Source organism: Streptomyces sp. NPDC104096 (assembly GCF_055584385.1).
This window is the reverse complement of sequence record NZ_JBVJMD010000040.1, coordinates 19,096-45,525: the sequence shown is the minus strand read 5'-3', so window position 1 is coordinate 45,525 and position 26,430 is coordinate 19,096. Positions and strand designations below refer to the sequence as shown.

Annotated in this window: 22 protein-coding genes; 19 read left to right on the top strand and 3 right to left on the bottom strand. The window is 71.7% G+C overall.

Annotated features, from left to right (window positions below; translation table 11 throughout):
- Nucleotides 1–34: 34 nt before the first annotated feature.
- Complete coding sequence (locus tag ACZ60B_RS30690; RefSeq protein WP_469392653.1) at nucleotides 35–601, top strand: TetR/AcrR family transcriptional regulator; 567 nt, start codon at nucleotides 35–37, stop codon at nucleotides 599–601.
- Nucleotides 602–740: 139 nt separating this feature from the next.
- Here the strand turns inward: ACZ60B_RS30690 and ACZ60B_RS30685 are convergent, their stop codons facing one another.
- Nucleotides 741–1,946, bottom strand: coding sequence for a TerD family protein (locus ACZ60B_RS30685; protein WP_469392651.1), 1,206 nt, complete (start codon nucleotides 1,944–1,946; stop codon nucleotides 741–743).
- 79 nt (nucleotides 1,947–2,025) lie between these two features.
- The gene (locus tag ACZ60B_RS30680) at nucleotides 2,026–2,835 is read right to left on the bottom strand and encodes an NAD-dependent epimerase/dehydratase family protein (RefSeq protein WP_469392649.1); all 810 of its coding nucleotides are present in this window, start codon (nucleotides 2,833–2,835) and stop codon (nucleotides 2,026–2,028) included.
- 260 nt (nucleotides 2,836–3,095) lie between these two features.
- Between ACZ60B_RS30680 and ACZ60B_RS30675 the strand changes: the two genes are divergently transcribed.
- From ACZ60B_RS30675 to ACZ60B_RS30590, 18 genes are all read left to right on the top strand, one after another.
- Nucleotides 3,096–4,037 (top strand): 5-dehydro-4-deoxyglucarate dehydratase, encoded by a 942-nt coding sequence (locus ACZ60B_RS30675; protein ID WP_469392646.1) that lies wholly within the window; start codon nucleotides 3,096–3,098, stop codon nucleotides 4,035–4,037.
- Complete coding sequence (locus ACZ60B_RS30670; RefSeq protein ID WP_469392644.1) at nucleotides 4,034–5,200, top strand: hypothetical protein; 1,167 nt, start codon at nucleotides 4,034–4,036, stop codon at nucleotides 5,198–5,200. The genes ACZ60B_RS30675 and ACZ60B_RS30670 overlap by 4 nt, the downstream gene beginning before the upstream one ends.
- 111 nt (nucleotides 5,201–5,311) lie before the next feature.
- Nucleotides 5,312–5,926 (top strand): TIGR03086 family metal-binding protein, encoded by a 615-nt coding sequence (locus tag ACZ60B_RS30665; protein ID WP_469392642.1) that lies wholly within the window; start codon nucleotides 5,312–5,314, stop codon nucleotides 5,924–5,926.
- Nucleotides 5,927–6,029: 103 nt separating this feature from the next.
- Nucleotides 6,030–6,779 (top strand): MBL fold metallo-hydrolase, encoded by a 750-nt coding sequence (locus tag ACZ60B_RS30660; protein WP_469392640.1) that lies wholly within the window; start codon nucleotides 6,030–6,032, stop codon nucleotides 6,777–6,779.
- 270 nt (nucleotides 6,780–7,049) lie between these two features.
- On the top strand, nucleotides 7,050–7,793 hold the full coding sequence (locus ACZ60B_RS30655) for a GntR family transcriptional regulator (RefSeq protein WP_469392638.1): 744 nt from the start codon (nucleotides 7,050–7,052) through the stop codon (nucleotides 7,791–7,793).
- Nucleotides 7,790–8,701 (top strand): dihydrodipicolinate synthase family protein, encoded by a 912-nt coding sequence (locus tag ACZ60B_RS30650; protein ID WP_469392636.1) that lies wholly within the window; start codon nucleotides 7,790–7,792, stop codon nucleotides 8,699–8,701. The genes ACZ60B_RS30655 and ACZ60B_RS30650 overlap by 4 nt, the downstream gene beginning before the upstream one ends.
- A 20-nt stretch (nucleotides 8,702–8,721) precedes the next feature.
- Nucleotides 8,722–10,443, top strand: a complete 1,722-nt coding sequence (araD, locus tag ACZ60B_RS30645) for an L-arabinonate dehydratase (RefSeq protein WP_469392634.1) — start codon at nucleotides 8,722–8,724, stop codon at nucleotides 10,441–10,443.
- Between the two features lie 99 nt (nucleotides 10,444–10,542).
- Complete coding sequence (locus tag ACZ60B_RS30640) at nucleotides 10,543–11,478, top strand: carbohydrate ABC transporter permease (protein WP_469392631.1); 936 nt, start codon at nucleotides 10,543–10,545, stop codon at nucleotides 11,476–11,478.
- A complete protein-coding gene (locus ACZ60B_RS30635) occupies nucleotides 11,475–12,371 on the top strand; it encodes a carbohydrate ABC transporter permease (protein ID WP_469392629.1) in 897 nt (298 codons plus the stop codon). Before ACZ60B_RS30640 ends, ACZ60B_RS30635 begins: the two co-directional genes overlap by 4 nt.
- Nucleotides 12,368–13,564: a Gfo/Idh/MocA family protein gene (locus tag ACZ60B_RS30630; RefSeq protein WP_469392627.1), complete on the top strand. Its 1,197-nt coding sequence runs from the start codon at nucleotides 12,368–12,370 to the stop codon at nucleotides 13,562–13,564. Before ACZ60B_RS30635 ends, ACZ60B_RS30630 begins: the two co-directional genes overlap by 4 nt.
- The gene (locus ACZ60B_RS30625) at nucleotides 13,561–14,427 is read left to right on the top strand and encodes a DUF6807 domain-containing protein (protein ID WP_469392624.1); all 867 of its coding nucleotides are present in this window, start codon (nucleotides 13,561–13,563) and stop codon (nucleotides 14,425–14,427) included. The genes ACZ60B_RS30630 and ACZ60B_RS30625 overlap by 4 nt, the downstream gene beginning before the upstream one ends.
- 180 nt (nucleotides 14,428–14,607) lie before the next feature.
- Nucleotides 14,608–15,945, top strand: a complete 1,338-nt coding sequence (locus ACZ60B_RS30620; protein WP_469392622.1) for an ABC transporter substrate-binding protein — start codon at nucleotides 14,608–14,610, stop codon at nucleotides 15,943–15,945.
- 116 nt (nucleotides 15,946–16,061) lie between these two features.
- Nucleotides 16,062–16,871, top strand: coding sequence for a rhamnogalacturonan acetylesterase (locus ACZ60B_RS30615; RefSeq protein ID WP_469392620.1), 810 nt, complete (start codon nucleotides 16,062–16,064; stop codon nucleotides 16,869–16,871).
- A gap of 17 nt (nucleotides 16,872–16,888) precedes the next feature.
- A complete protein-coding gene (locus tag ACZ60B_RS30610; protein ID WP_469392618.1) occupies nucleotides 16,889–18,217 on the top strand; it encodes a pectate lyase family protein in 1,329 nt (442 codons plus the stop codon).
- Between the two features lie 123 nt (nucleotides 18,218–18,340).
- On the top strand, nucleotides 18,341–19,468 hold the full coding sequence (locus ACZ60B_RS30605; protein WP_469392615.1) for a pectinesterase family protein: 1,128 nt from the start codon (nucleotides 18,341–18,343) through the stop codon (nucleotides 19,466–19,468).
- Nucleotides 19,469–19,473: 5 nt separating this feature from the next.
- Nucleotides 19,474–20,505 carry a pectinesterase family protein gene (locus tag ACZ60B_RS30600; RefSeq protein WP_469392613.1) on the top strand — a complete coding sequence of 344 codons (1,032 nt, stop codon included), beginning with the start codon at nucleotides 19,474–19,476 and terminating at the stop codon, nucleotides 20,503–20,505.
- A gap of 102 nt (nucleotides 20,506–20,607) precedes the next feature.
- The gene (locus ACZ60B_RS30595; protein ID WP_469392611.1) at nucleotides 20,608–21,720 is read left to right on the top strand and encodes a right-handed parallel beta-helix repeat-containing protein; all 1,113 of its coding nucleotides are present in this window, start codon (nucleotides 20,608–20,610) and stop codon (nucleotides 21,718–21,720) included.
- Between the two features lie 112 nt (nucleotides 21,721–21,832).
- A complete protein-coding gene (locus ACZ60B_RS30590; RefSeq protein ID WP_469392610.1) occupies nucleotides 21,833–22,630 on the top strand; it encodes an HAD family acid phosphatase in 798 nt (265 codons plus the stop codon).
- Nucleotides 22,631–22,720: 90 nt separating this feature from the next.
- On the opposite strand, the gene ACZ60B_RS30585 is transcribed toward ACZ60B_RS30590, so the two are convergent.
- A complete protein-coding gene (locus ACZ60B_RS30585) occupies nucleotides 22,721–26,134 on the bottom strand; it encodes an FG-GAP-like repeat-containing protein (protein WP_469392608.1) in 3,414 nt (1,137 codons plus the stop codon).
- Nucleotides 26,135–26,430: the final 296 nt, after the last annotated feature.

Below are 26,430 nucleotides of genomic sequence, written 5' to 3'. Positions count from 1 at the left end.
CGGAGAGAGTCCCCGGTTTGCAAGGAGTGACGGGATGACGCAGGTCAAGCCCATGCGCGCGGACGCTCGGCGCAACTACGAGCGGTTGCTGAAGGTGGCGGCCGAGGCCTTCGCCGAGCACGGGGAGGGCGCGTCGCTGGACGACATCGCCAAGCGGGCCGGAGTCGGCTCCGGCACGCTCTACCGCCACTTCCCGACGCGGCAGGCGCTGTTGGAGGCCGCGTACGTGGACCGCATCGAGGCGCTGGCCGTGCGGGCCGGCGAACTCGCCGATGAGCTGCCCCCGGGCGAGGCGCTGGTGGAGTGGCTGAACGAGCTGTGTGTCGGCACGATCCAGGTGCGCGGCATGAAGGCCCTGCTGGGCTCGGCCGTCACGGACGGCAGCGTGGCCGCGGTGACCGCGTGCGCCACCTCGATGAAGGGCGCGGCGACGCGGCTGGTCGAGGCGGCGCAGGAGGCGGGGGCGCTGCGGCGGGACGTCGAGCCGATCGACGTGCTGCGGCTGGCCCACGGAGTGGCGACCGCCTCGGAACTGGCCAACGGACAGCGGGAGTCCATCCGCCGGTACGTCGCCCTGCTGACGGAGGGCCTGCGGGCCTAGCCGGCGTCCGGGTGCCGGCGGTCCGGGCGCCGTGGGCGCGGGGGCGGTCCGGGTGTCGTGGAGCGCGGTGGGCGGTGGAGGGGCTCGTACGACCTGCCGAGCCCCTTGCCGCCGGGTGTGCCCCTGTGGGGCGGAAGGCCTACAGGGCCTCGGCCGCCGGCTTCACCATGTTCCGTACCGTGCGCGCCTTGACGAAGTCGCCCATGGCGGTCATCTCCCACTCGCCGGAGAACTGTCTGATCAGCTTCGCCATCAGCACGCCCGTCTGCGGCTGCGCGTTGGTGAGGTCGAAGCGCACGAGTTCCTCGCCGGTCGCGGCGTCCAGCAGTCGGCAGTAGGCCTTGGCCACCTCGGTGAACTTCTGGCCGGAGAACGAGTTGACCGTGAAGACCAGGCCGGTGACCTCCTGCGGCAGCCGGCCGAGGTCGACGACGATCACCTCGTCGTCACCGCCGCCCTCGCCGGTGAGGTTGTCGCCGGAGTGCTTGATGGCGCCGTTCACGATGGAGAGCTTGCCGAAGTAGCAGCTGTCGATGTGGTTGCGCTGCGGGCCGTAGGCGATGACCGAGGCGTCGAGGTCGATGCTCTTGCCGCGGTACGCGGGTTCCCAGCCGAGGCCCATCTTGACCTGGGAGAGCAGCGGGCTGCCGTTCTTGACCAGGGACACGGTCTGGTTCTTCTGGAGGCTGACCCGGCCCTTGTCGAGGTTGATCTTCCCGGTGCCGGGCTGGGCGGCGGGCGGCGCCGGGGGAGCGGGCGGGGCGGCCGGGGGCTGCATGGGCATGGGCGGGGCGACCGGCTGTGCGGACACGGGCGGGGCGACCGGCTGGGCGGGCGGGGCGGCCGCGGCGGGCTCCTCGACCGACACGCCGAAGTCGGTGGCGATGCCGGCCAGCCCGTTCGCGTACCCCTGGCCGACCGCGCGGGCCTTCCAGGCGCCGTTGCGCAGGTAGACCTCCACGACCACCAGGGCCGTCTCGGTGCCGAGCTGCGGGGGCGTGAACGTGGCCAGGACGCTGTTGTCGTCGGCGTTGCGGATCGTGGCCGTGGGCTCGATGCCCTGGAAGGTCTGGCCCGCGGCGTCCGGGCTGGCGGTGATGACGATCTTCTCGATGCCCGGGGGTACCGCGGAGGTGTCGACCGTGATCGCGTCGGGAGCCGCGCCGCCGCCGGAGCGGTAGCTCACGCCGGGTCCGCTCGGCTGGTTGTAGAAGATGAAGTCGTCGTCGGAGCGCACCTTGCCGTCGGCGGTGAGCAGCAGGCCCGATACGTCGAGCCGCACCGGAGCGGCCACGTCCACCGTCACGCGGGCGGCTGACAGAGGGATGTTCGAGCCAGGCGTCATAGCTGTCATGCCGGGTGAACGAGCGGACCCGCTTTACCGTTCCCTTACCTGAAGGCCAATCGGGCGGGGCGTTTCCGGGTCAGTACGGCCAGATCGGCGGATCGCTGACGAAGTGGCCGCCCAGGCAGGCCTGCGCGATGTTCGCCGGGTCCAGTTCGCCCTGCTCGGCGATCAGCTTCTCGGCGTACGGCTCGGAGTCGTCCTGCGGCTCGTAACCGAGCGCCCGCGCGCTCGACAGGTCCCACCACAGCCGCGTGTTGGCGGAGGAGCCGTAGACCACCGTGTGGCCGACGTGCTCGGCGGTCAGGGCCGCGTGGAAGAGGCGGGCGCCGTCGGCGGGGCTCATCCAGACCGACAGCATGCGCACGCTGGTGGGCTCCGGGAAGCAGGAGCCGATGCGGACCGAGACGGTCTCCAGGCCGTGCTTGTCCCAGTAGAGCTGCGCCAGGTCCTCGCCGAAGGACTTGGACAGGCCGTAGAAGGTGTCGGGGCGGCGCGGGGTGTCCACCGGTATCAGCGGGTCGTCCCCGCGGGGTGCGGGGGTGAAGCCGACGGCGTGGTTGGAGGACGCGAAGACGATGCGTCCCACGCCCTCCTCGCGGGCGGCCTCGTAGAGGTTGTAGGTCCCCTCGACGTTCGCCCTGAGGATCTTCTCGAAGGGGGCTTCCAGGGAGATGCCCGCGAGGTGGACGATGGCGTCGACGCCCCGGACGGCCTCCCGCAGGGCCTCCCGGTCGGCGAGGTCCGCCGTGATCGCGTCCGGCTCGCCCTCGACGGGGAGCAGGTCGAACAGTCGGAGCGTGTGTCCACGGGCCGGCAGCAGCCCGCGCATCAGGGTGCCGAGCCCGCCGGCGGCGCCGGTGAGCAGAACGGTGCGGGGAGCGGGCATCCTCGGGTCTCCTTGGGTCCGCCGCCTGGGACAGGTGGCCGCATGTGTGGACTGCATTCACACTCGTGGACACGCTAGGGATCGTCGACGCGTCCCGTCAAGTGTGGCGCGGACCTGCCGGATCCGCTTCCGTGTTGCGGAGATGCGTGCTTGACCGGCCCTGATGAGGCTCCTTAGGGTACGTGTGTTCAGAAATGTAGACATGGATCATAAACGTGAGCGCGGATCGGAAACGTGAGCGCCTGTCCCAGGGAGAGCCCGTGACACCAGCCCCCCTCGCCGCCCGGCTCGGCGTCCCCAGCGGGCCGCTGTTCTTCCCCGTCACCCCCTACGGCCCCGACGGCTCCGTCGACCTCGACGTCTTTCGCACCCATGTGCGCCGCGGAGTCGAGGCCGGTGCCGCCGCCGTCTTCGCCTGCTGCGGCACCGGGGAGTTCCACGCCCTGACGCCCGAGGAGTTCTCGGCCTGCGTGCGGGCGGCCGTGGAGGCGGCCGAGGGGCGCGTGCCGGTCGTCGCGGGCGCCGGGTACGGCACCGCCCTGGCCGTCCGGTACGCGCGGCTCGCGCAGGAGGCCGGCGCGGACGGGCTGCTGGCCATGCCGCCGTACCTGGTGGTCGCCGGACAGGAGGGCCTGCTGCGGCACTACCGCGAGCTGGCCGCCGCCACGGACCTGCCCGTGGTGGTCTACCAGCGCGACAACGCCGTGTTCACCCCGGAGACCGTGGTCGCGCTGGCCCGTACGGAAGGGATCATCGGGCTCAAGGACGGCCTCGGCGACCTGGACCTGATGCAGCGCGTCGTGAGCGCCGTACGGACCGAGGCGCCCGGCGACTTCCTCTACTTCAACGGACTGCCGACCGCCGAGCAGACCCAGCTCGCCTACCGCGCCCTCGGCATCACCCTCTACTCCTCCGCCGTCTTCTGCTTCGCCCCGGAGATCGCGCTCGCCTTCCACCAGGCGCTGAACTCGGGCGACGACGCCCTGGCGCACCGCCTCCTGGACGGCTTCTACCGCCCCTTCGTCGAACTGCGCGCCCAGGGCCGCGGCTACGCCGTCTCCCTGGTCAAGGCCGGGGTACGGCTGCGCGGGCTCGACGTGGGGGAGGTGCGGCCGCCGCTGCACGAGCCGACCGAGGACCACGTCAAGCAGCTCGCCCAGGTGATCGAACGCGGTTACGCGCTGCTGGAGGAGGACCGGTGACCGCGTCGGCGTTCCTCTACCCCTGGGACGTCAACGGCGATCCCGCGGCGCCCGCGCGCGTCGCCGGGCTCGGCGTCCGGCAGGTCACCCTCGCCTCCGCCTACCACTCCACCCGTGCCCTGACCCCGCGCCACCCCCGGCACCGCGTCGTCACCGCCGAGCACGCGGCCGTGCTCCACCCCCTCGGCGACCGCTGGGCGGGCCGCACCCTGCGCCCGTATCCGGCCGGGGACTGGGCCCCCGGCGACGCCTACGGCGAGGCCGCCGACGCGCTCGCGGACGCCGGCCTGGCGGTGCACACCTGGGTGGTCCTCGCCCACAACTCCCGCCTGGGCGCCGAACACCCGGACACCTCGGTCGTCAACGCCTACGGCGACCGCTACCCGTGGGCGCCGTGCATCGCGCAGCCCGCCACGCGCGCGTACCTCGTCGACCTGGCGGCCGAGGCCGCCGTGCGCCCCGGGGCGCACGGCACCGAGCTGGAGTCCCTGGGCTGGTACGGGCTGCCCCATCTGCACGCCCACGACAAGACCGGCGGGGTCGGCCTCGGGGAGGCCGGGCAGTACCTGATGGCCCTGTGCTTCTGCCCCGACTGCCGGGCCGGATACGAGCGGCGGGACCTGGACCCGGACGCGCTGGCGGCCGCCGTGCGCGACGCCCTGGAGCCGCTGTGGCGGGGCCGGGCCGAGGAGGAGGGCGGCTGGACGGGGGTCGTGAAACTGCTCGGCGAGACGTACGCGGAAGCCACGCGCGCGTGGCGCGACACCACCGCCCGCACGCTCCAGGAGGACGCGGTCGCCGCCGTCCGGGCGGCCGCGCCCGACGGCTTCCAGGTGCTGCTGCACGCGGACCCGGTGTCGTACCACTGCGGCGCGAACGCGGGCGTCGACCCCGCGCACATCCTCTCCGTCGCGGACGGCGTGGTCGTGCCCTGCACGGGCGGCCCCGGCCTGCTCGCGCCCTTCGCCGAGCAGGGGCGGCGGGCGGCGGTCGTCGCGGCCAACCTCACCGTGGTCTCCGGGATGGGCGGCAGCCCGGACACCCTGGCGGCCGACGCGGCACGGGCGCGGGAGCTGGGCGCCACCGAGCTGCGCCTCTATCACGCGGGTCTGGCGTCGGACGCGGACCTGTCGGCGGTGCGCCGGGCCCTCGCCGGAGGCTGAGCCGAGGGGAGGGTGCGGGAGGGGGACGGCCCGGCTTCCGGGAGACCGATGAGTTCCGGGGGCCGTGCCGGTCCACCCCTTCAGGCACATCACACTCCCAAGGAGCGATCCATGACCGACACCGGCACCGGCACCGGGGCGGACGTCACGACCTTCGACCTCGGACCGCAGACCCGGATCCTGGCGGCCCTGGCGGCGGGCGTGCGCGACGAGCAGCTCGGGGACCGCACGCCGTGCCCGGACTGCGCCGTACGCACCATGCTGGGGCACCTGTCCGGCCTGGCCCTCGCCTTCCGCGACGCCGCGCGCAAGGACTTCGGCCCCACCACCGACACCGCCCCGGACCCGGCCGCGGCCGACATCGGCCCCGACTGGCGCGAGCGGCTGCCCGAGGTGCTCGGCGAACTCGCCGAGGCCTGGCGCGACCCCGCCGCCTGGACCGGCATGACCCGCGCGGGCAGCGTGGACCTGCCCGGCGCGGTCGCGGCCGCCGTCGTCGCCGACGAACTGGTCGTGCACGGCTGGGACCTGGCGCGGGCGACCGGCCAGGAGTACGAGCCCGACCCGGCCGCGCTCCGGTCGTCGTACGACTTCCTCCTCGCCGCGGCCGACGACCTGCGGCGCGCCGGTGGTGCCTTCGGGCCGGTCGTCCGGGTCCCGGACGACGCCCCGCTGGTCGACCGGGTGGTGGGACTGAGCGGACGGGACCCGGGCTGGAAGCCGTGACCGGTCCCGAAAACCGGAATCCGTGACAGACCCCGAAAACCGACAGCCGTGACAGACCCCGAAAAGGGAGCGCAAAGGGGCCCGGAAACGTACTCTCCCGTCCATGCCCCTGAGCCTCACCGTCCTCGGCACCGCCTCCCCGCACCCGCAGCCCGGCCGCCCCTGCTCCGGCCATCTGCTGCGCGGCGGCGGCGCCGAGGTCTGGGTCGACGCCGGTCCGGGAACCTTCGCAGAGTTGCAGCGGCACACCGATCCGGCGCGTCTCACGGCGATCTGGATCTCCCATCTGCACGCGGACCACAGCGCGGATCTGCTGTCCGCCGTCTACGCGTTCGCCTTCGGCGGGCTCACCCCGCCCGCCCCGATCCCCGTGTACGCCCCGCAGGACTGCGCCCGGCGCCTCGCCGGCTTCTTCGGGCAGCCGGACACCCGTTTCCTGAACGGCATCCTCGACTTCAGGCCCCTGCACGACGGCCATGTCGCACAGCACTGGAACCTCCGCCTCACCACGCGCGCGGTGGTCCACGACGCCGAGGCGTACGGGTTGCGCGCCGAGTGCCAGGGCAGTGTCCTCGCGTACTCCGGGGACAGCGGCCCCTGTGAGGCGCTGACCGCACTCGCCCGCCGCGCGGACGTGTTCCTCTGCGAGGCCGACATCGACCGCCATCGCGAAGGCGAACGCCAGGTGCACCTCACGCCGGAGGACGCGGCCCGGTCCGCGAGGGGCGCGCGCGAACTCCTGATCACCCACGTGGGGCCCACCCTCACCCCGGAGGAGGCCGTGGCGCGCGCCGCCGCGGTCTTCGGCGGCCGGACCTCCGCCGCCCGCGAGGGCGAGACGAGAACCTTCTGAGACGCCCGCGGCGCCCGCGGGGTTCGCGGGGCCCGAGATGCCCGCGGCCTCCGAGGCGCCCGCCACCTCTCCTTACCCGACGGCTTCCCTGAACTTCGCTGCCGTACAAGCAACTTGTGTCCCGGCAACCTCAACTTCCTTTGCCGGAAGCATTGACGAAACACAGGGCCGCTCCTACCTTCAACGCGTCGTACTTCGTACGTCATATATGAGACGCGATACGTGAGATCCCATACGCGGGATCCGATACGTGAGACCCGAGAGGCGCGCATGACCTCTGTGCCCACGCCGATTCCCTCCCGTACGCAGTTCGTGCTGGAGGGCATCAAACACCGCATCCTCACCGGACAGCTGACGCCAGGTCAGGCCCTGGTCGAGACCGAACTCGCCGCGTTGTTCGGGGTGTCCAAGACCCCGGTGCGCGAGGCGCTCAAGACCCTGGCCGGCACCGGGCTCGTCGTGATGAACCAGTACAAGGGCGTCACGGTGCGCATGGTGGACGCGGACATGGCGCGCGAGGTCTACGACGTCCGGCTGCTCCTGGAGCCCGAGGCGCTGCGGCGCGCGGTGCGGCACGGCGCCTCCCTGGACGCCGCGCGCGACGCGCTGACCCGGGCCGACGGTGCCACGGACACCGCCGAACGCTCCCTCGCCAACCGGGAGTTCCACCGTGCCCTCTACCTGCCGTGCGGCAACCCGCTGCTCGGCCGGATGCTCGACGAGGTCCGCGACCAGGCCGCGCTGGTCTCCGCGGTCGCCTGGGCCGCCTCGCCCTCCTGGGAGCAGGAGGCCGGCGAGCACCGGGAGATCCTGCGGCTCGCGCTCGCGGGGGACGCGGAGGGTGCGGCGAGCGCCCTGCACGCCCACATCGCCTCCTTCGTGCGGCGCGCGTTCCCGCAGGCGACGGTGGAGGCGGGGGTCCGACCGGCGGCAGGAGCAGAGGCCGGGGCGGTACCGGCAGACGCAAGGGCGACGGTGGCGGTGGCGGCGACGGCAGAGGAAGGACAGGAATGAGCGACGTGGCGTTCGAGGGCCGGCGGGCGGCGCTGGCCGACGTGGTGGCGATCCCGGTGACCCCGTTCGCCGAGGACGGCTCCGTCGACCAGGCCGCCCACCGGGCCCTGCTGCGCCGTCTGGTCGACGGCGGGATCACCACCCTGACCCCCAACGGCAACACCGGCGAGTTCTACGCCCTCTCCCCCGAGGAGCGGCGTCTGGTCACGGAGTTGACGATCAGTGAGGCGGGGGAACGGGCGACGGTCCTGGTGGGGGTCGGGCACGACGTCCCCACCGCCGTCGCCTCCGCCCGGCACGCCCGTGAACTCGGCGCGCAGATGGTGATGGTCCACCAGCCCGTCCACCCCTACGTCGCCCAGCGCGGCTGGGTCGACTACCACCGTGCCGTCGCCGAGGCCGTGCCCGAGCTGGGCGTCGTCCCGTACATCCGCAACGCGCAGCTGACCGGTGCCCGGCTGGCCGAGCTCGCCGACGCCTGCCCGAACGTCATCGGCGTCAAGTACGCCGTCCCCGACGCCGCACGTTTCGCCGCCTTCGCCCGTGACGCCGGACTGGAACGGTTCGTCTGGGTCGCCGGTCTCGCCGAGCCCTACGCCCCCTCCTACTTCTCGGCCGGAGCCACCGGCTTCACCTCCGGGCTGGTGAACGTCGCCCCCTCGGTCTCGCTGAACATGATCGAGGCGCTTCGGTCCGGCGACTACCCGGCCGCCATGAAGGTCTGGGAGCAGATCCGCCGCTTCGAGGAGCTGCGCGCCGCCAACGGTTCCGCCGACAACGTCACCGTCGTCAAGGAGGCCCTCGCCTCGCTCGGCCTGTGCCGCCGCGAGGTCCGCCCGCCCAGCAGGGTCCTGCCGGAACCCGCGCGGGCCGAGGTCGCCGCGATCGCGGCCGGGTGGTCCCTGTGAGGCCCGGGGGCGAGCGTCCGGTGAAGCGCCCGGAGGAGCTCAGGAGCCACCAGTGGTACGGCACCGACGGGCTGCGCTCCTTCAGCCACCGCGCCCGCACCCGCCAGCTCGGCTACCTCCCCGAGGAGCACCTGGGCAAGCCGGTCGTCGCGATCCTCAACACCTGGTCCGACATCAACCCCTGCCATGTGCATCTGCGGGAGCGCGCCCAGGCGGTGAAGCGGGGGGTGTGGCAGGCGGGCGGCTTCCCGCTGGAGTTCCCGGTCTCCACGCTGAGCGAGACCTTCCAGAAGCCGACCCCGATGCTCTACCGCAACCTGCTCGCGATGGAGACCGAGGAACTGCTGCGGTCGTACCCGGTGGACGGCGCGGTGCTGATGGGCGGCTGCGACAAGACCACGCCCGCCCTGCTGATGGGCGCGGCCTCGGTCGACCTGCCCACCGTCTTCGTGCCCGCCGGACCCATGCTGCCGGGCCACTGGCGCAATGAGGTCCTCGGCTCCGGCACCGACATGTGGAAGTACTGGGACGACAAGCGGGCCGGTCTCATCGGCGACTGCGAGATGCTCGAACTGGAGAACGGGCTCGCGCGCTCGCCGGGACACTGCATGACGATGGGGACGGCCTCCACGCTGACCGCCGCGGCGGAGGCGCTCGGGGTGACGGTCCCGGGGGCGTCGAGCATTCCCGCCGTCGACTCGGGGCACGACCGGATGGCCGCCTCGTCCGGCATGCGGATCGTGGAACAGATCCACGCCGGCCGGACCCTCTCCGCCCTCCTCACCCGCGACGCCTTCGAGGACGCGGTCACCACCGTCCTGGGCCTCGGCGGCTCCACCAACGCCGTCATCCACCTGATCGCCATGGCGGGCCGGGCCGGTGTCACCCTCACCCTCGACGACTTCGACCGCATCGCCCGCACGGTCCCCGTCCTCGCCGACGTCCGCCCCGGCGGCCGCAGGTACCTCATGGAGGACTTCCACTTCGCCGGGGGCCTGCCGGGCTTCCTCTCCCGCATCCCGGACCTGCTGCACCTGGACCGGCCGACCGTCTCGTACGACACCCTGCGCGAGCAGCTCGCCGACGCCCGGGTGCACAACGACGACGTCATCCGGCCGCGGGACAACCCGGTCGCGAGCGAGGGCGGGGTCGCCGTGCTGCGCGGCAACCTCTGCCCGGACGGCGCGGTCATCAAGCACATCGCCGCCGAGCCGCACCTGCTCGAGCACACCGGGCCCGCGGTCGTCTTCGACGACTACCGGACCATGCAGCGCACCGTCAACGACCCGGAGCTCGGCATCACCGCGGACAGCGTCCTGGTGCTGCGCAACGCCGGCCCCAAGGGCGGCCCCGGCATGCCCGAGTACGGGATGCTGCCGATCCCCGACCACCTGCTGAAGCAGGGGGTGCGGGACATGGTGCGGATCTCCGACGCCCGGATGAGCGGGACGAGTTACGGCGCGTGCGTCCTGCACGTGGCGCCGGAGTCGTACGTCGGCGGCCCGCTCGCCCTGGTCCGCACCGGCGACACGATCACCCTGGACGTCGAGGCGCGTCTGCTCCAACTCCACGTGGATGAAGCTGAGTTGGAGCTGCGCCGGGCCGCCTGGACGCCGCCGCCCGTGCGCCACGAGCGCGGCTACGGCGCGCTCTACAACGAGCAGATCACCCAGGCCGACACCGGCTGCGACTTCGAGTTCCTGGCCCGGCCGGGCAAGGTGCCCGACCCGTACGCGGGCTGAGGGCCGCCCGCCCGGCCCTCCGCACGACCGTTTAGCAAGCGCTTCCTGTGACCCGCAGTGCTCCGCACCCGACCCACCGCAAGCGAACGGAGAACAGTCATGGCCCAAGCCGCAGTCGTGGCGGAACCGCCCGCGCCACCCCGGCGGCGCCGTGCCTCCGCCACGCCCCGCAGGCTCCCGTACCTGCTGATCGCCCCGGCGGCGCTGCTGATGCTGGGCTTCATCGCCTACCCGGTCGTCAGCGTCTTCTACTACAGCCTCCAGAACTACAACCCCACCAAGCCGTGGCGGAACGGCTACGCGGGCCTCGACAACTTCGTCCACGCCTTCACCGACGACCCGCAGTTCTGGGACACGCTGACCTTCAGCGCCAAGTGGGTCGTCGTCGAGGTCGGACTGCAACTGCTGTGCGGTCTCGCGCTGGCGCTGATCGTCAACCAGACCTTCGTCGGCCGCGGCCTGGGCCGCGCCCTGGTGTTCTCCCCGTGGGCCGTCTCCGGCGTGCTGACCTCGGCGATCTGGGTGCTGCTCTACAACTCCCAGACGGGCATCACCCGTTACCTCGCCGACCTGGGCATCGGGGAGTACGGCACCAGCTGGCTGTCGGACACCGCCACCGTCTTCCCGGCGGCCGTCGTCGCCGACCTGTGGCGCGGCGTCCCCTTCTTCGCGATCCTCATCCTCGCCGACCTCCAGTCCGTCTCGAAGGACCTGTACGAGGCCGCCGAGGTCGACGGGGCGAGCCGGCTCAAGCAGTTCTGGCACATCACGCTGCCGCACCTGAAGGACGCGATCGTGCTGTCCACGCTGCTGCGCGCGGTCTGGGAGTTCAACAACGTCGACCTGCTCTACACCCTCACCGGCGGCGGCCCGGCCGGCGAGACCACGACGCTCCCGCTCTACATCGCCAACACCAGCGTCGACGCCCACAACTTCGGCTACGCGTCCGCGCTGACCACGGTCGCGTTCGTGATCCTGCTCTTCTGCTCGGTCGTCTACCTGCGGCTGAGCAAGTTCGGAGGCGAGACCAAGTGATCACCGAGGAGGCCACCGCGGTCGCCCCCGCCCCCGAGCGGCCGGCACCCCAGGCATCGCGCCCCGCCAAGCGCCGCCGGGCCTGGGACGAGGCCCCGCGCTGGCAGATATACCTCCCGCTCGGCGTCTATCTGCTCTTCACCCTGATCCCGTTCTACTGGATCCTGCTCTTCGCGCTGCGCCCGGCCGGATCGACCTCGCTGGTGCCCTGGCCGATGACCTTCGACCACTTCGAGAAGGTCTGGACGGAGCGGGCCTTCGGCACCTACTTCCAGAACAGCGTGCTCATCGGCGTGGCGACCCTGGTCCTGACCACCGTCGTCGCGCTGGCCGGCGGCTACGCCCTCGCCCGGTTCGACTTCAGGATCAAGCGGGTCTTCATGCTGGCCCTGCTGTGCTCGCAGTTCGTCCCGGGCGCGCTGCTGCTGGTCCCGCTGTTCCAGGTGTTCGCCGAACTCCGGATGATCAACTCGCTGGGCAGTGTGATCCTCGCGGAGACGGTCTTCCAGCTGCCGCTGTCGATGATCCTGATCAGCGGCTTCATCCGCAACGTGCCCTACTCCCTGGAGGAGGCCGCCTGGGTCGACGGCTGCACCCGGCTCGCCTCCTTCCGGATCGTCGTACTGCCGCTGCTGCGGCCCGGGTTGATCGCCGTCGGCTCCTTCGCCTTCGTGCACGCCTGGAACCACTTCCTGTTCGCCCTGATGTTCCTGTCCGACCAGAGCAAGCAGACCATCCCGGTCGGCCTCAACACCCTGATGAGCGCGGACAGCGTCGACCTGGGCGCCCTGGCGGCCGGCGGCATCGTCGCGGCCGTGCCCGTGGTGATCGTGTTCGCCTTCATCCAGAAGTGGCTGATCACCGGTTTCAGCGCGGGGGCGGTGAAGGGATGAGCGACCGTCACGTCACCCCCGGTGCACCGGTCCCCGTCGTCCTCGCCGGAGCGCGCGGCCACGGCCGCTGGCACCTCGACAACATCCGCCGGCTCCAGGACCGGGGGGTCGTCCGGCTGGCCGGGATCTGCGAGCCGACCCCGCTGACCGAGGACGAGACACCCGACGGCCTGGGCAGGCCCGAGCAGTCCGGCGACCTCGGCGCGCTCCTCGACTCCACCGGCGCCCGGATCGCCGTGATCTGCACCCCCATCCCGACCCACACCGACCTCGCGCTGACGGCCGCCGAACGGGGTGTGCACCTGCTCCTGGAGAAGCCGCCCGCCCCGTCCCGCGCCGAGTTCCGCCGGATGGCCGACGGGGTCGCGAAGGCCGGGGTCGGCTGCCAGATCGGCTTCCAGTCGCTGGGCTCGCACGCCCTGCCCGCGATCCGCGAACTGCTCGCGCAGGGGGCCGTCGGAGCGGTCGCCGGGATCGGCGGCGCCGGTGCCTGGTCGCGTCCCGAGGCCTACTACCGGCGGGCGCCCTGGGCGGGCCGGCGACGGCTGCACGGCGCCGACGTGGTCGACGGCGTCCTCACCAATCCGCTGGCGCACGCCGTGGCCACCGCGCTGGCCCTGGCCGGCGCCGGCCGCGCCGAGGACGTCACCGGCGTCGAGACCGAGCTGCTGCGCGCCAACGACATCGAGTCCGACGACACCTCGTGCGTCCGCGTCACCACCGCGCAGGGCCGCCCGATCACCGTCGCCGCGACCCTGTGCGCCACCGAGCCCGACGAACCGTACGTCGTCGTGCACGGCAGCCGCGGCCGGATCACCTTCTGGTACAAGCAGGACCGGGTACTGCTCCAACGCGCGGGCCACGGCCCGCAGGAGTACGAGTACGGACGTACGGACCTGCTGGAGAACCTCGTCGGGCACCTCACCGAGGGGACCGCGCTGCTCGTGCCGCCCGCCGCGACCGGCGCGTTCATGGAGGTCGTCGAGGCGATCCGGCTGGCCCCCGATCCGGCCCCGCTGCCCGACACCGCCTGGCACCGGCTCCCCGGTGAGGGCCGCCGGGTGGTGCCCGGCATCGAGGGGCTGGTCGCGGCCGCCGCCGACACCCTCGCCCTCTACTCCGAACTGGACGCCCCCTGGGCCCGCCCGCACGCCCCCCACGCACCGCACACGGACGAGGTGAGCACCCGATGACGCACTCGATGACGGCGAAGACGGCGAACGACTCACCGGTCCTGCGGGTCGCCGGCCGCCCGGTCGGCCGCTACGTGACCCGGCCCGAGCTGCCCGCCCGGCTCTCCCCGCGCCCGTATCTGCACCCCGTCACCACCCTGGCCGGCACGGCGGTCACCGAGCTGGGCCCCGCCGACCACCTCCACCACCTCGGCGTCGGTGTCGCCGTTCCCGACGTCGAGGGGCACAACTTCTGGGGCGGGCGCACCTACGTCCGCGACCGGGGCCCGACCGAGCTCGACAACCACGGCGCCCAGCGGCACCTGGCCTTCCGACTGCACGACCCCGACGGGTTCGTGGAGGAGCTGCGCTGGGTGGCCGCCGGAGCCGAGCTGCTGCGCGAGCGCCGTACCGTCGCGGCGGCCGGACTCACCGGGTCCGCCTGGGCACTGGACTTCACCTTCTCCCTCACCAACGTCACCCCGGGGCCGCTCTCGATCGGCAGCCCCGCCACCAACGGCCGCCCCGGCGCTGCCTACGGCGGCTACTTCTGGCGCGCCCGCAGGGAGTCCCGGGCGCCGGACGTCTTCACCGCCGACACCGAGGGCGAGGACGGGGTCCACGGCACCCGCGCCGACTGGCTCGCGCTGGCCGGATCCACCTGGACGCTGGTCTTCGCCGGCGCCACCGACGCCACCCGCCGGGACCCCTGGTTCGTCCGGGCCGCCGAGTACCCGGGCGTCGGCTCGTCCCTGGCGGCCGCGGAGCGGCTGACGATCGAGCCCGGCGGGACCGTCGTACGCCGGATCGTCGCCGTGGTCGCCGACGGCCGCCTGGACCGCGGGACGGCCGGGGCGCTCGCCCGGAAGGCGGCCGACCGGTGACGCGGGAGAAGCGCGGCCGCGTCCGCACGGCCCGGACCCGTCCGCGGTAACCCCGCCCGGCCGTCCGTACACCGGTGGGGAGCCGCGACGGCGTATCCGTCGAGCAAGCGCTTGCCCCGCCCGGTCGACCCCCCACAACTTCATATCTCCGTTGGGATCCGGAAGAAGAGAGCCGACCACATGAAGAGCAGCATCCGCAGAAGCAGACGTGCCGGCCTGGCCGTCGCCCTGGGCTCCGTGCTCGCGCTGACCGCCACCGCCTGCGGCGACGACGGCAGCGGCGCGGCCGGGGACAAGGGCAACGAGGGTTCCGGCAAGGGCGAGATCACTTTCTGGGACAACAACGGCGGTGTCCGCACCGACATCTGGAAGGAGATCATCGCCGACTTCGAGAAGGCGAACCCGAACATCAAGGTGAAGTACGTCGGCGTCCCGGCCGACAGCGTCCAGTCCAAGTACGACACGGCCATCCAGGGCGGCGGCCTGCCCGACGTCGGCGGCGTGGGCACCGCGATGCTCGCCGAGGTCGCGGTGCAGGGCGCCCTGGAACCGCTGGACGACCGGATCGAGAAGAGCGAACTGCACAGCAAGCTCAACGAGGCGTTCCTCAAGGGCGTCCAGGCGGCCGGCGGCGACGGCAGGACCTACACCGTGCCGACCTCCGCCAACAACGGCGTCCTGTGGTACCGCACCGACCTCTTCCAGAAGGCCGGACTGGACGCGCCGACCACCTGGACGAAGTTCTACCAGGCAGCGGACAAGCTCACCGACAAGGGCAAGAACGCGTTCGGGTACACCATCCGGGGCGGCGCGGGCTCCATCGCCCCGGCGCTCGACGCCACCTACGGGCAGAGCGGCATCACCGAGTTCTGGAACGGTGACAAGACCACGGTCAACGACCCGAAGAACGTGGCCGCGCTGGAGAAGTACGTCGGTCTGTTCAAGAAGGACACCCCGTCCGCCGACGTCAACAACGACTTCACCAAGATGGTCGCCCAGTGGGACTCCGGCACCATCGGCATGCTCAGTCACAACCTGGGCTCCAACGGAGACCACCAGAAGGCGCTGGCCGGGAAGTTCAAGGGCATCCCGGCGCCGACGCAGGACGACGGCACCCGGGTGCAGGTGTCCAACCCGGTCGACGGGCTCGGGCTGTTCAGGTCGAGCAAGAACAAGACCGCCGCCTGGAAGTTCATCGAGTTCGCCGCGGGCCACCGGTCCAACAGCAAGTGGAACGAGTCGGCCGGGCAGGTGCCGGCGAACCTGGAGGCCGCCCAGGACGGTTGGGTGCAGTCGTCGGAGCCGACGAAGCTGGCGGCCGAGGCACTGGCCGGCAGCACCACGAAGATCGTGCAGCTGCCCTACTACCTGCCCGACTGGAACACCATCTCCAAGGCCGACAACGAGCCGAACTTCCAGAAGGTGCTGCTCGGCAAGATGACAGCCAAGCAGTTCCTGGACACGCTCGCCGAGCAGCTCGACGCCGCACAGGCCGACTGGAAGAAGAACCACGGATAGCGGGCCGCCCTCGCGGGGGACCGCGTCGCCGTCCCGGTCGCGCGGTTCCCCGTGCCCCCCGCGCCCACCCCCTGTGGAAAGCCTCCGCGCCCATCCCCTGTGAAAGGCACACCGTCGTGTCCCTCACCCGTAGACAGGTCACCGCGGCGGCCGTCGCCGCCGTCCCGCTCGCCCTCGCGGCGAACGGCCCCGCCCGCGCCGCGGGCCCCCGCCCCCGCACCCTCTACATCGCGGGCGACTCCACCGCCGCCCAGAAGTACGCCGATGCCGCGCCCGAGACCGGCTGGGGCATGGCGCTGCCCTTCTTCCTGAGCCGGGACCGGCCCGTCGCCAACCACGCGGTGAACGGGCGCAGTTCGAAGAGCTTCGTGGACGAGGGGCGGCTCGACACCGTCCTCGCCGCGATCCGGCCCGGCGACGTCCTGCTGATCCAGTTCGCGCACAACGACGAGAAGACGGCAGACCCCGCCCGCTACACCGAGCCGTGGACGACGTACCAGGACTATCTGCGGCTGTACGTCGACGGGGCTCGAGCCCGGGGTGCGCGGCCCGTGCTGGCCACTCCGGTGGAGCGGCGCAGGTTCGACGCGGACGGCGACGCCGTGCCGACCCACGGCGACTACCCGGCGGCGATGCGCGCGCTGGCCGACGAGGAGTGCGTGGCGCTGCTCGACATCGAGGCCCTGTCGCTGGCGCTGTGGCAGGAGCTCGGGGTGGAGGCGACGAAGACGTACTTCAACTGGACCGACACCGAGCAGGACAACACGCACTTCAACCCGCCGGGCGCGATCGCGGTGGCCCGGCTCGTCGCGCGTGAGCTGCTGCGGACGCGGGTGCTCGCGCCGCGTGACGTGGTCCGGCTGCACGACGACATCCCCACGTCCTGGATCACCTGGCCCGAGGCGACCGACGCCTCGGCCGTGTAACCGAGGAGACCCGCACAGTGCGTACACAGATATGTCATGGACGCGTCATAAGAACGGTGGCGCTCGCCGGCTGCACCGCCCTGGTGCTGTCCGTCACCGGGACCGCCGCCGCGAGGGAGAACCACGAGAACCACCGCGACGCCGCCCGCCAGGCGCTCCCCGCGAACGACGGCTGGGGCTCCTACGGCACCGGCACCACCGGCGGAGCCGCCGCCGACGCCGCCCACGTCTACACCGTCACCACCTGGGCCGGATTCAAGGCCGCCCTCGCCGACGGCGGCAGCGCCCCGAAGATCATCAAGGTGAAGGGGACCGTCGACGCCGTCGCCGAGGGCTGCGACTCCTTCGCCGCGCCCGGCTACGACTTCGACGCCTACCTCGCGAAGTACGCGCCCGAGACCTGGGGCCTGGACACCGACCTGAGCACCGAACCCGACGACAGCCCCGAGGGCCTGCGCCGGACCTCCGCCGCCGCGCAGGACACCGCGATCAAGGCGAGCATCCCGGCCAACACCACCATCATCGGCATCGGGAAGAACGCCGGCTTCAAGGGCGCCAGCCTCCAGATCAAGGGCGTCGACAACGTCATCGTGCGCAACCTCGCCTTCGAGAGCCCCATCGACTGCTTCCCGCAGTGGGACCCCACCGACGGCGCCACCGGCAACTGGAACTCCGAGTACGACACCGCCGTCGTCTACGGCTCCACCCATGTCTGGCTGGACCACAACACCTTCACCGACGGCAGTCACCCCGACAGCGCGGCCCCGGTCCACTTCGGGATGCTCTACCAGCAGCACGACGGCGAGCTGGACATCGTCCGCGGCGCCGACTACGTCACCGCCTCCTGGAACCGCTTCACCGAGCACGACAAGACCATCCTGATCGGCAACAGCGACAGCGAGTCCACCGCGGTCGGCGACCGCGGGCACCTGAAGGTCACCTTCCACCACAACCTGTTCTCGGGGCTGGTGGAGCGCGCGCCCCGGGTCCGCTTCGGCCAGGTCGACTCGTACAACAACCACTTCGTGGCCGAGACGGGCTACAACTACAGCTACGGCATCGGCAAGGAGTCGCAACTCGTCGCCGAGCACAACGCGTTCACCCTGCCGGACGGGATCAGCGCGGCGAAGATCCTGAAGAGATGGACCGTGTCGCCGCTGACCGCCGACGACAACTACGTCAACGGCACGCTCACCGACCTGATCGCCGTCCACAACGCGGAGATCCCGGCGGAGGCCCTGGAGTCCGGCGCCGGCTGGACGCCCACCCTGCGCACCGGGATCGACCCGGCGAAGGCCGTCCCCCGGATCGTCGACTGCGGCGCGGGCGCCGGCCGCCTGCGCTGACGTCCCCGCCCGAGGCGCGGGCCGGGGCGCCCCACCCCCGGCCCGCCCCGGCGCCCCCTTTCCGTACGCCCCTCCCTCCCGTCCACCCGACCCGCACGAGCCGCACCGCGAAGGAGCAGCCGTATGCCCTCGCACCTCCCCCGCCCTCTCTCCCGCCGGGGTCTCCTTCTGGCGGGCGCCGGCGCGGGCGCCGCCCTCGGTCTCGCCCCGGGCCCCGCCCGGGCCGCGGCCCGCCCGCGCCCCTTCGGCCGCTACGGTTCACCGGCCGCCCGCACCACCCCGACCACCCTGTACGTCGACCAGGGCGGCCGGGGCGACTTCACCTCCGTCCAGGCCGCCGTGACCGCCGCGGCCGGCAGCGGCTGGACCCTGGTCATCGCGCCCGGCACCTACCGGGAGACGGTCGCCGTCGACGCCACCCGCACCGAGGCGACCTGGATCGGCGCCTCGCGGGACCCCCGGGACGTCGTGATCGTGTACGACAACGCGGCCGGCACGCCCAAGCCCGACGGTTCGGGCACCTACGGCACCACCGGCTCCGCCACCACCACCGTGCAGGCCGACGGTTTCACCGCCCGCTGGATCACCTTCGCCAACGACTGGCTGCGCGCCGACCACCCCGGCGTCACCGGCACCCAGGCCGTCGCGATCAAGGTGCAGGGCGACCGCTCGGCCTTCCACCACTGCCGCTTCCTCGGCCACCAGGACACGCTGTACGCCGACTCCCGCGCCCTGACCGCCTTCGCCCGCCAGTACTACGCCCACTGCTACGTCGAGGGCGACGTCGACTTCGTCTTCGGCCGGGCGACCGCCGTCTACGAGGACTGTCACTTCCGCACCCTGGACCGCGCCGACCTGGCCGGCGCCCCCTACGGCTTCGTGTTCGCGCCGTCCACCGCCGTCGCCAACCCGCGCGGCTATCTGGTGAGCCGGAGCCGGGTCGGCAGCGCGGCCCCGGACGCCTTCTACAAGCTGGCCCGGCCCTGGGTGCCCGGCTCCGACCCCACCGCCCGCCCGATGCTCACCGTCCGCGACACCCACCTGGGCGCCGGGATCGACGCGGCCGCGCCCTACACGAACATGTCTGCCACGTACCCGTGGCAGGACCAGCGGTTCGCCGAGTACCGCGACACCGGCCCCGGCGCCGCGATCACGGTCCCGGAGAACCGTCCCCAACTCACCGACGAGGAAGCCCGGTCGGCGACCCGGGAGGTCCATCTCGGGGACTGGGCGCCCTGGAAGGAGTGCTGACGGACATGCGTCGACGCACCCTTCTCACCGGCCTGGCCGGCGCCTTCGTCCCGGTGGCCGCCGGCCCCGCCGCGGCCCACGACGGCCGGGTCCTGCACGTACGCCCCGGCGACTCGGTGCAGCGGGCCGTGGACCGGGTGGACGGGCCCGGCCGGACGATCGTCGTGCACCCGGGCACCTACCGCGAGGTCGTCACCGTCCCGGCCGGCGCGGCGGAGCTGACCCTGCGCGGCGCCACCGGCGACCCGCGCGACACCGTCATCGTCCTCGATCGCGCCAACGGCACCCAGAAACCCGATGGTTCGGGCACCTACGGCACGGCCGGCTCCGCCACCTTCACCTCCTCGGCCCCCGGCCTCACCGTCCGCGACCTGACCCTCGCCAACGACTGGCTGCGCGCCGACCACCCGGACATCACCGGCACCCAGGCGGTCGCGGCCTACGTCACCGGGGACCGCTCGTACTTCGAGAACGTCCGTCTGCTGGCCCACCAGGACACCCTGTTCGCGGACACGACCGCCCTCGACGCCTTCGACCGCCAGTACTTCCGCCGTTGCCACATCGAGGGCGACGTCGACTTCGTCTTCGGCCGGGCGACCGCCGTCTTCGACCGCTGCCGCTTCCACGCCCTGCAACGGGACGTGACCTTCACCCCGAAGGGCATGGTCTTCGCCCCCGCCACGGCCCGCGCCAACCCCTACGGCTTCCTCGCCGTCCGCTGCCGGGTCACTTCCGGGGCCGAGGACGCGGCCTACAAGCTCGCCCGGCCCTGGGTGCCGTCGTACGAGACGACCGCCTGGCCCTCGCTGGTGGTCCGGGACACCTGGCTGGGCCCCGGCATCGACGCGGTGGCCCCGTACACCAACATGCGCGACGCCTACCCGTGGCAGACCATGCGCTTCCACGAGTACGCCGACTCCGGCCCCGGCGCGGCGATCACGGTCCCGGAGAACCGGCCGCAGCTCACGGCGCAGGAGGCCGCCGCGCACACCCCGCGGACGTACCTGCGCGACTGGCGGCCCCACGGCCGTCCCTGACCTCCCTGACCGAACCCCGGCGTTCCCGGTGCGCACGAAGTTCCCGTCCCGCGCACCCTCCCCCCACCCGACACAGTCGCATGACGAAAGGACCCCCACGCCATGACTCGTCGTACCGCTCTCGCGCTCACCACCGCCCTGGCCTTAGGGTCGGGCCTCGCGGTCCTGCCCACCCAGGCCCAGGCCGCGACCGTGGTCGTCAGCAACGTGACCGACCTGACCAGCGCCATCAAGAACGCCACCGCCGGCACCGTCATCCAGGTCCGCGGCGGCACCTACTACCCGACGGCCACCCTCCAGTCGACGGTCAACGGCACCTCCTCCTCGCCGGTCACGCTGACCGCGTACGGCTCGGAGACCGTCAAGATCGACGGCTCCTCGCTCCCGGACGGCGACTGGATCTTCAAGCTGACCGCCGACTACTGGAACGTCTCCAACATCACCTTCCAGAACTCCCCGGACAGCGCGGTCGTCTGCCAGTCCTGCACCGGCACCAACTGGACCAACATCAAGACCATCGACGGCGGTGACTCCGGCTTCACCCTCACCGGCGACGGCACGGTCGACAACACCGTCAAGTACCTCGACAGCTACGGCAACTACGACGCCGCCAACCACGGCGAGAACGCCGACGGCGTGGCCGTCAAGTTCGGCTCCGGCACCGGCAACCTCGTCACCGGCGCCCGCCTCTACAACAACTCGGACGACGGGATCGACTTCTGGTCCTTCTCCTCGCCCGTCACCGTCGAGCACACCTGGTCCTTCGGCAACGGCGTCAACCGCTGGTCCGACTCGGCGTTCGCCGGCGACGGCAACGGCTACAAGCTGGGCGGCGACGGCGAGGTGGTCGCCCATGTGGTCAACAACTCGGCCGCCTGGGGCAACGCGGGCAACGGCTTCACCGAGAACTCCAACACCGGCGCCATCGTCATCAACCGCACCACCGCGTACGCCAACGGCAACCGGGGCTACTACTTCGCCACCAGCGCCGCCCGCCTCGGCAAGAACCTGGCCGTGAGCAACGGCAGCGGCTCGGTCTCCAAGGGCTCCTCGGTGGTCTCGGCCGGCAACAACTGGGACAGCGGCATCAGCACCCCCGCCTTCAAGTCGACGGACGCCACGACCACGTACAACTCCCGCCAGTCCGGAGGCAATTTGCCCGCGACGACGTTCCTGACCACGGGCAGCACCACCATCGGCGCGACCATGGACTGACGACAGGGGCCGACCATTCCGGGGCGCTTGACCCGTTTTTTGCCCGTGCGGGAGGTATCGATCGGGCAACGGGTCTCGCGCCCACCCGGATGACGCGCGTAGAACTCGTGTCATGCATAAGCCACTTCGTCTCGCGGCGCTCGCCGCGGCGTGTGCCGTCACCGGTGTCGCCCTGTACGGCGCCGGTGCCGCCACGGCCGGCCAGTCCACCGCCAACTCCACCCGTGAGCCGTACAACATCGGGCTCCTGGTGAAGGACATCGACACCTACTACGGCATCACGACCGACAGCGCCGGCGTGTACCAGGCGTCCCCGGACAGCCCCTACGCCAAGGACCTCGCCCGGATCGACGCCGCCGCGCGCAAGCAGATCGACCAGGCCGCCCACAAGGCGGCGCACCACAAGGGCAAGAAGCCCGCGGTCGTCTTCGACATCGACGACACGCTGCTGCTCAGCCTCGACTACGAGAAGCGCTACAACTACACGTACAACGGCACCACGTGGGCGGAGTACGTCGACAAGGCCGACCGCCCGGGCGTCTTCGGCAGCGCGGAGCTCGTGCGCTACGCCCACGCCAAGGGCGTCGAGGTCTTCTACAACTCGGGTCTGAGCGAGGCGCAGCGCACCGCGGCCGTCGCGAACCTGAAGAAGATCGGCGCCGATGTGAACCTCGACGCCGGCCACATGTTCCTCAAGGACAAGGCGAACCCGCCGGCCTACCTCGCCGCCTGCGCCACCCCGGGCACCTGGACCTGCACGACCGTGCAGTACAAGTCCGGTACCCGCAAGCACATCGAGAGCCTCGGGTACGACATCGTCGCCAACTTCGGCGACCAGTACTCCGACCTGGACGGCGGCTACGCCGACCGCACGTACAAGCTGCCGAACCCGACGTACTTCGTCAGCTAGCACCGCAGCGGGCGGCGTTCGCCGCGAGCAGCAGAAGGGGCCCCCTTCCCCGCCCGTGAGGGCGGGGAAGGGGGCCCCTTCCGGTCGGGCTCAGCCCAGGCGCTGGATCGTGGCCCAGGTCTCCGAGCGGAGGGTGGTGGCGGTGCCGAGGGTGGTGGCGGTGCCGGGGTAGAGCTGGAGGTCGCCGGCGGCGTTGGTGGCGTAGACGTCGGGGATGCCGTCGCCGGTGACGTCCGGGCTGCCGTAGACCAGCGGGTGGTCGGTGTAGAGCCAGGTGCCGGAGACGTAGGTGTCGTCGCCGTCCAGGCTCGCGGCGGACGAGCCCAGGCTGGCGAGGACCGTGCCCACCCCGCTGCTGTCGAGGATGCCCTTGCGCAGGATGATGTTGCCGGCCGCCGTGCGGTACGTCATGTCGGCCGCGCCGTCGCCGTTGTAGTCGGCGATGGCGAGGAAGTCCCGCTCCGTGGCGCCCCAGGCGGAGGACGTCATCTTGGTCGCCGCGCTGAACGTGGCGCCGCTGTAGCCGCTGAGGATCCACAGCTCGTTGCCGAGCGCCCCGCCGGCCACGAACAGCTCCGGCCGTCCGTCCCCGGTGATGTCGCCCGCCGACTTGATCTCCGAGTAGGTGGAGGGGGCGGGGGCGTTCGCCGGGAGGCGTACCTCGACACGCTTGGTGACGTCGATGGCGCCGTAGCCGTCGCCCGGGTAGATGAACAGGCGGCCGTCCGGTGTGCGGATCACCCAGTCGGTGACGCCGTCGCCGTTGAGGAAGTCCCCGTTGTGGGTGACCAGGGCGTAGTTGTTCTTGCCGTCCCAGATGTGCGGGGCGGTGTTGCCGTTGTTGATCAGGGTGCCCTTTTTGTGGGTGCCGTAGGCGTTGGACAGCCAGGTGCCGTTCTGCGAGATCGAGTTGATCCAGAGGTTTCCGGCGGCGGTGACATCGCCGAAGTCGGCGCTTCCGTCGCCGTTGAGGTCACCGGGACCGTCGGGGAGCGTGCGCGGCTTGACGTAGAAGAAGTACTTGCGCGGATTGGGGGATATGTTGCCCGCCGCGTCGACGGCCTTGACGTACAGGGTGTTCGGGCCGGCCGCCGGGGGCTGGATGCCGGTGATGGTGGCCGTCTTGACGGCCGTCGTGCAGGACTTGGTCAGACCGCCCGAGGTGCCCTGCGATCCGCCCGCGCAGGCGTAACCGGCGTAGCTGGTGGAGTTGATGGACCAGACGAACTTCACGATGTCGGTCTCGGAGGCCGAGCCGACCGCGAAGGTGAAGCCTCCGGAGTTGCCGAAGGGCTTGGCGGACCAGGCGTCGGGCACGCTGTCGCCGTCGTTGTCGCCGGGGAAGTCGGTGGAGACGACCTCCGCGGGGGAGTCGGGCAGGTTGGTGTCGTAGTTGAAGCGGCACACGCCGTCCCCGCCGGTGGGCGCCCAGCCGCTGCTGACCTTGGCGTCCCAGGCCCGTACCCGCCACGAGTAGTCGATCCCGGTGGTGGTCAGATACGACCTGATCGAGATCCCGCCGACCTCACCGTCGTCCACGCTCTTGGTGAAGGTCTTCTTGGTGGTGTCGGACTTGCCGGTCTGCCAGAGCTCGAACTCCAGCTTGGTCAGGTCGCTGTCCGGGTCGGTCGCCTTGCCGCTGATGGTGATCGTGTCCGCCTTGCCGACCTTGATGTACGGCGAGGTGGAGGTGTCGCAGGAGCCGGGGCTCATGGTGACGGACGTCGGCGTGTTCGGCTTCCGGTTGTACGTGACGGCCAGCGTCGGGGAGCCGTCGTTCTCGGCCTTGAACTTCTTCCAGGAGTAGGTGTCCGTCTCCAGGCTGCTGGCGGAGCTCGTCGGCGCGGAGGACGAGGTGGAGGCCACCAGGCCCAGGTTGAAGCTGGTCGCGCCGTCGTCCGCCGCGTCCTGGAGCAGCGAGGTGACGGTGAAGTTGACGTACGCGTCGGGGCAGGAGCTGTTGGACTTCCAGCCGTAGGCGAAGGACTTGGACGTGATCTTCCGCTTCCAGGACGGCTGCCGGTTCCAGGTGGTCTTGGAGGTGAAGTCGCCCGTGCCCCAGAGCTGCACCGTGCGCTTGCTGCACGACCAGGAGTGGGTCTCCAGGACCTTCAGGGTGGCGCTGGAGACGTCCGCGCCGGTGATGGCCTTCTTCAGCTTCATGCGGAAGAACGAGCGGGCCGTGCCCCAGGTCTCCCGCTCGAAGCCGACGCGGGCTTCCTTGGTGTCCTCGTTGTAGTTCGCGCCGTCGTAGAAGCTGGAGCTCGGGTACCGCTTGTAGACCGTGGTCCAGTTGGCGCGGATACCGCTGGTGGAGGGGTCGAGGAAGAGCGGGTAGGTCAGGCCCTCGGTGTCCGCGAGGTAGTTGCTCGGCGGAGTGATCGTCAGCACACCGTCGCCGAACTCGGCGGCGGCCGTGGTGGCGTGGGCGCCCTCGCCGGGGCCGTTCGCGGCGGGCAGGGCGAGGGTGCCGGAGGCGGACGTCCGTACGCCGTCGTAGGCGACGGGGTCGGCACCGCTCCTGGGACCGTCCGGGTTCTCGTTCGGGACCTCGTCGGCCGGCACGTCGTCCGGGTTCTCCCGCGCGGGCGCCTTCTCGACGACCTCGGGGTCCTCGTTGCCGCCGGTCGCGGCCTCGGCCTCGGCGCCGGTCGCCTCGGCCCCGGTGTCATGCGTCCCGGCGGAGTCCCACAGGAACGGTGTGGGGGAGACGGCTATCTCGTTGCCCGAACCGTCCTTGCCCGTCAGCACGTCGGTGCCGGGGTCAAGGACGAAGGAGAGGTCGGGGGAGGTGACGCGGTAGCGCGGCGGGTCGGCGGCGAGCCGCTCCGCGGCCTCGGGCGTGTGCACGACCAGGACGTGCGTGAAGCCGGTGTCCCGGGCGGACAGCATCAGGTCCACGCCGGGCCGGACGCCCTCGTACAGCGCGCGGTTGTCCTCGACCACCGGCTCGGGCAGTTCGCCCGGCCACTCGAACTCGATCTCGTGGCCCTCGGCGGTCATCGTCAGCAGCGGGGTCCACGAGGTCCCGGCCGCGCTGTCGACCTGTTCGGCGGAGCCGGCTCCGGTGCGGAACACCGCCGACCGGACGGCAGTGCCGGATCGTCGGGACGACGCCTTCCGGGCGCCACCGCCACCGCGTCCTCCGGCCGAGAAGGTCACCGGATAGGGGCTGTTGACGGTGTGCCAGCCCTTTTCGCCCTTGCGCAGACTGGTGTCGACCGGCGCCCATTCACCCTGTGCGTTCTTCGTGCGCAGGGGCGCGACGGAGACCGTGTAGGTAAAAGTTCCGTCAGGATTTGCGTATGTGGTCGAGAACTCGTCGGTCAACGCCGCGACTTCGACCTGCTTGCCGCTCCTGCGCGCGCGTGACTGCGCCTCGTCCTCGTCGACCGGCCGCGTGGCCCGCTTGGTCCTGGCATCGGAGACGGTGTCGCCGTCGTCCCGCAGCGCGAGCAGCGCGCCGCCGGCGGCCAGCACGGCCAGTGCCGCCGCCGCAGCCACGGCACGTCGAACGCGCCGTCTACCAGGGGGACTTGGTTTCACGGCGGTGTCGAGGTCGCTCAAGGGGCCCTTCTCCACAACAGGCTGGGCCGCGCTGCGGCGGGCGCCGCGGCGGCATGGTTCTTCCGGTGTGCCCTCAAAGCCTGGTGACAGGTCGTGGTGAGCGCTCGACGCGCCGGATCGGGCCGTTGGAGTATGAACAGCTCCTCCCGACCAGATCAACACCCATTGATCACAGGTGTGGTGGGCGCGGTCACGCAACGACTAGGCAAAAGCTGTTGGTCGCAATTTTTGCT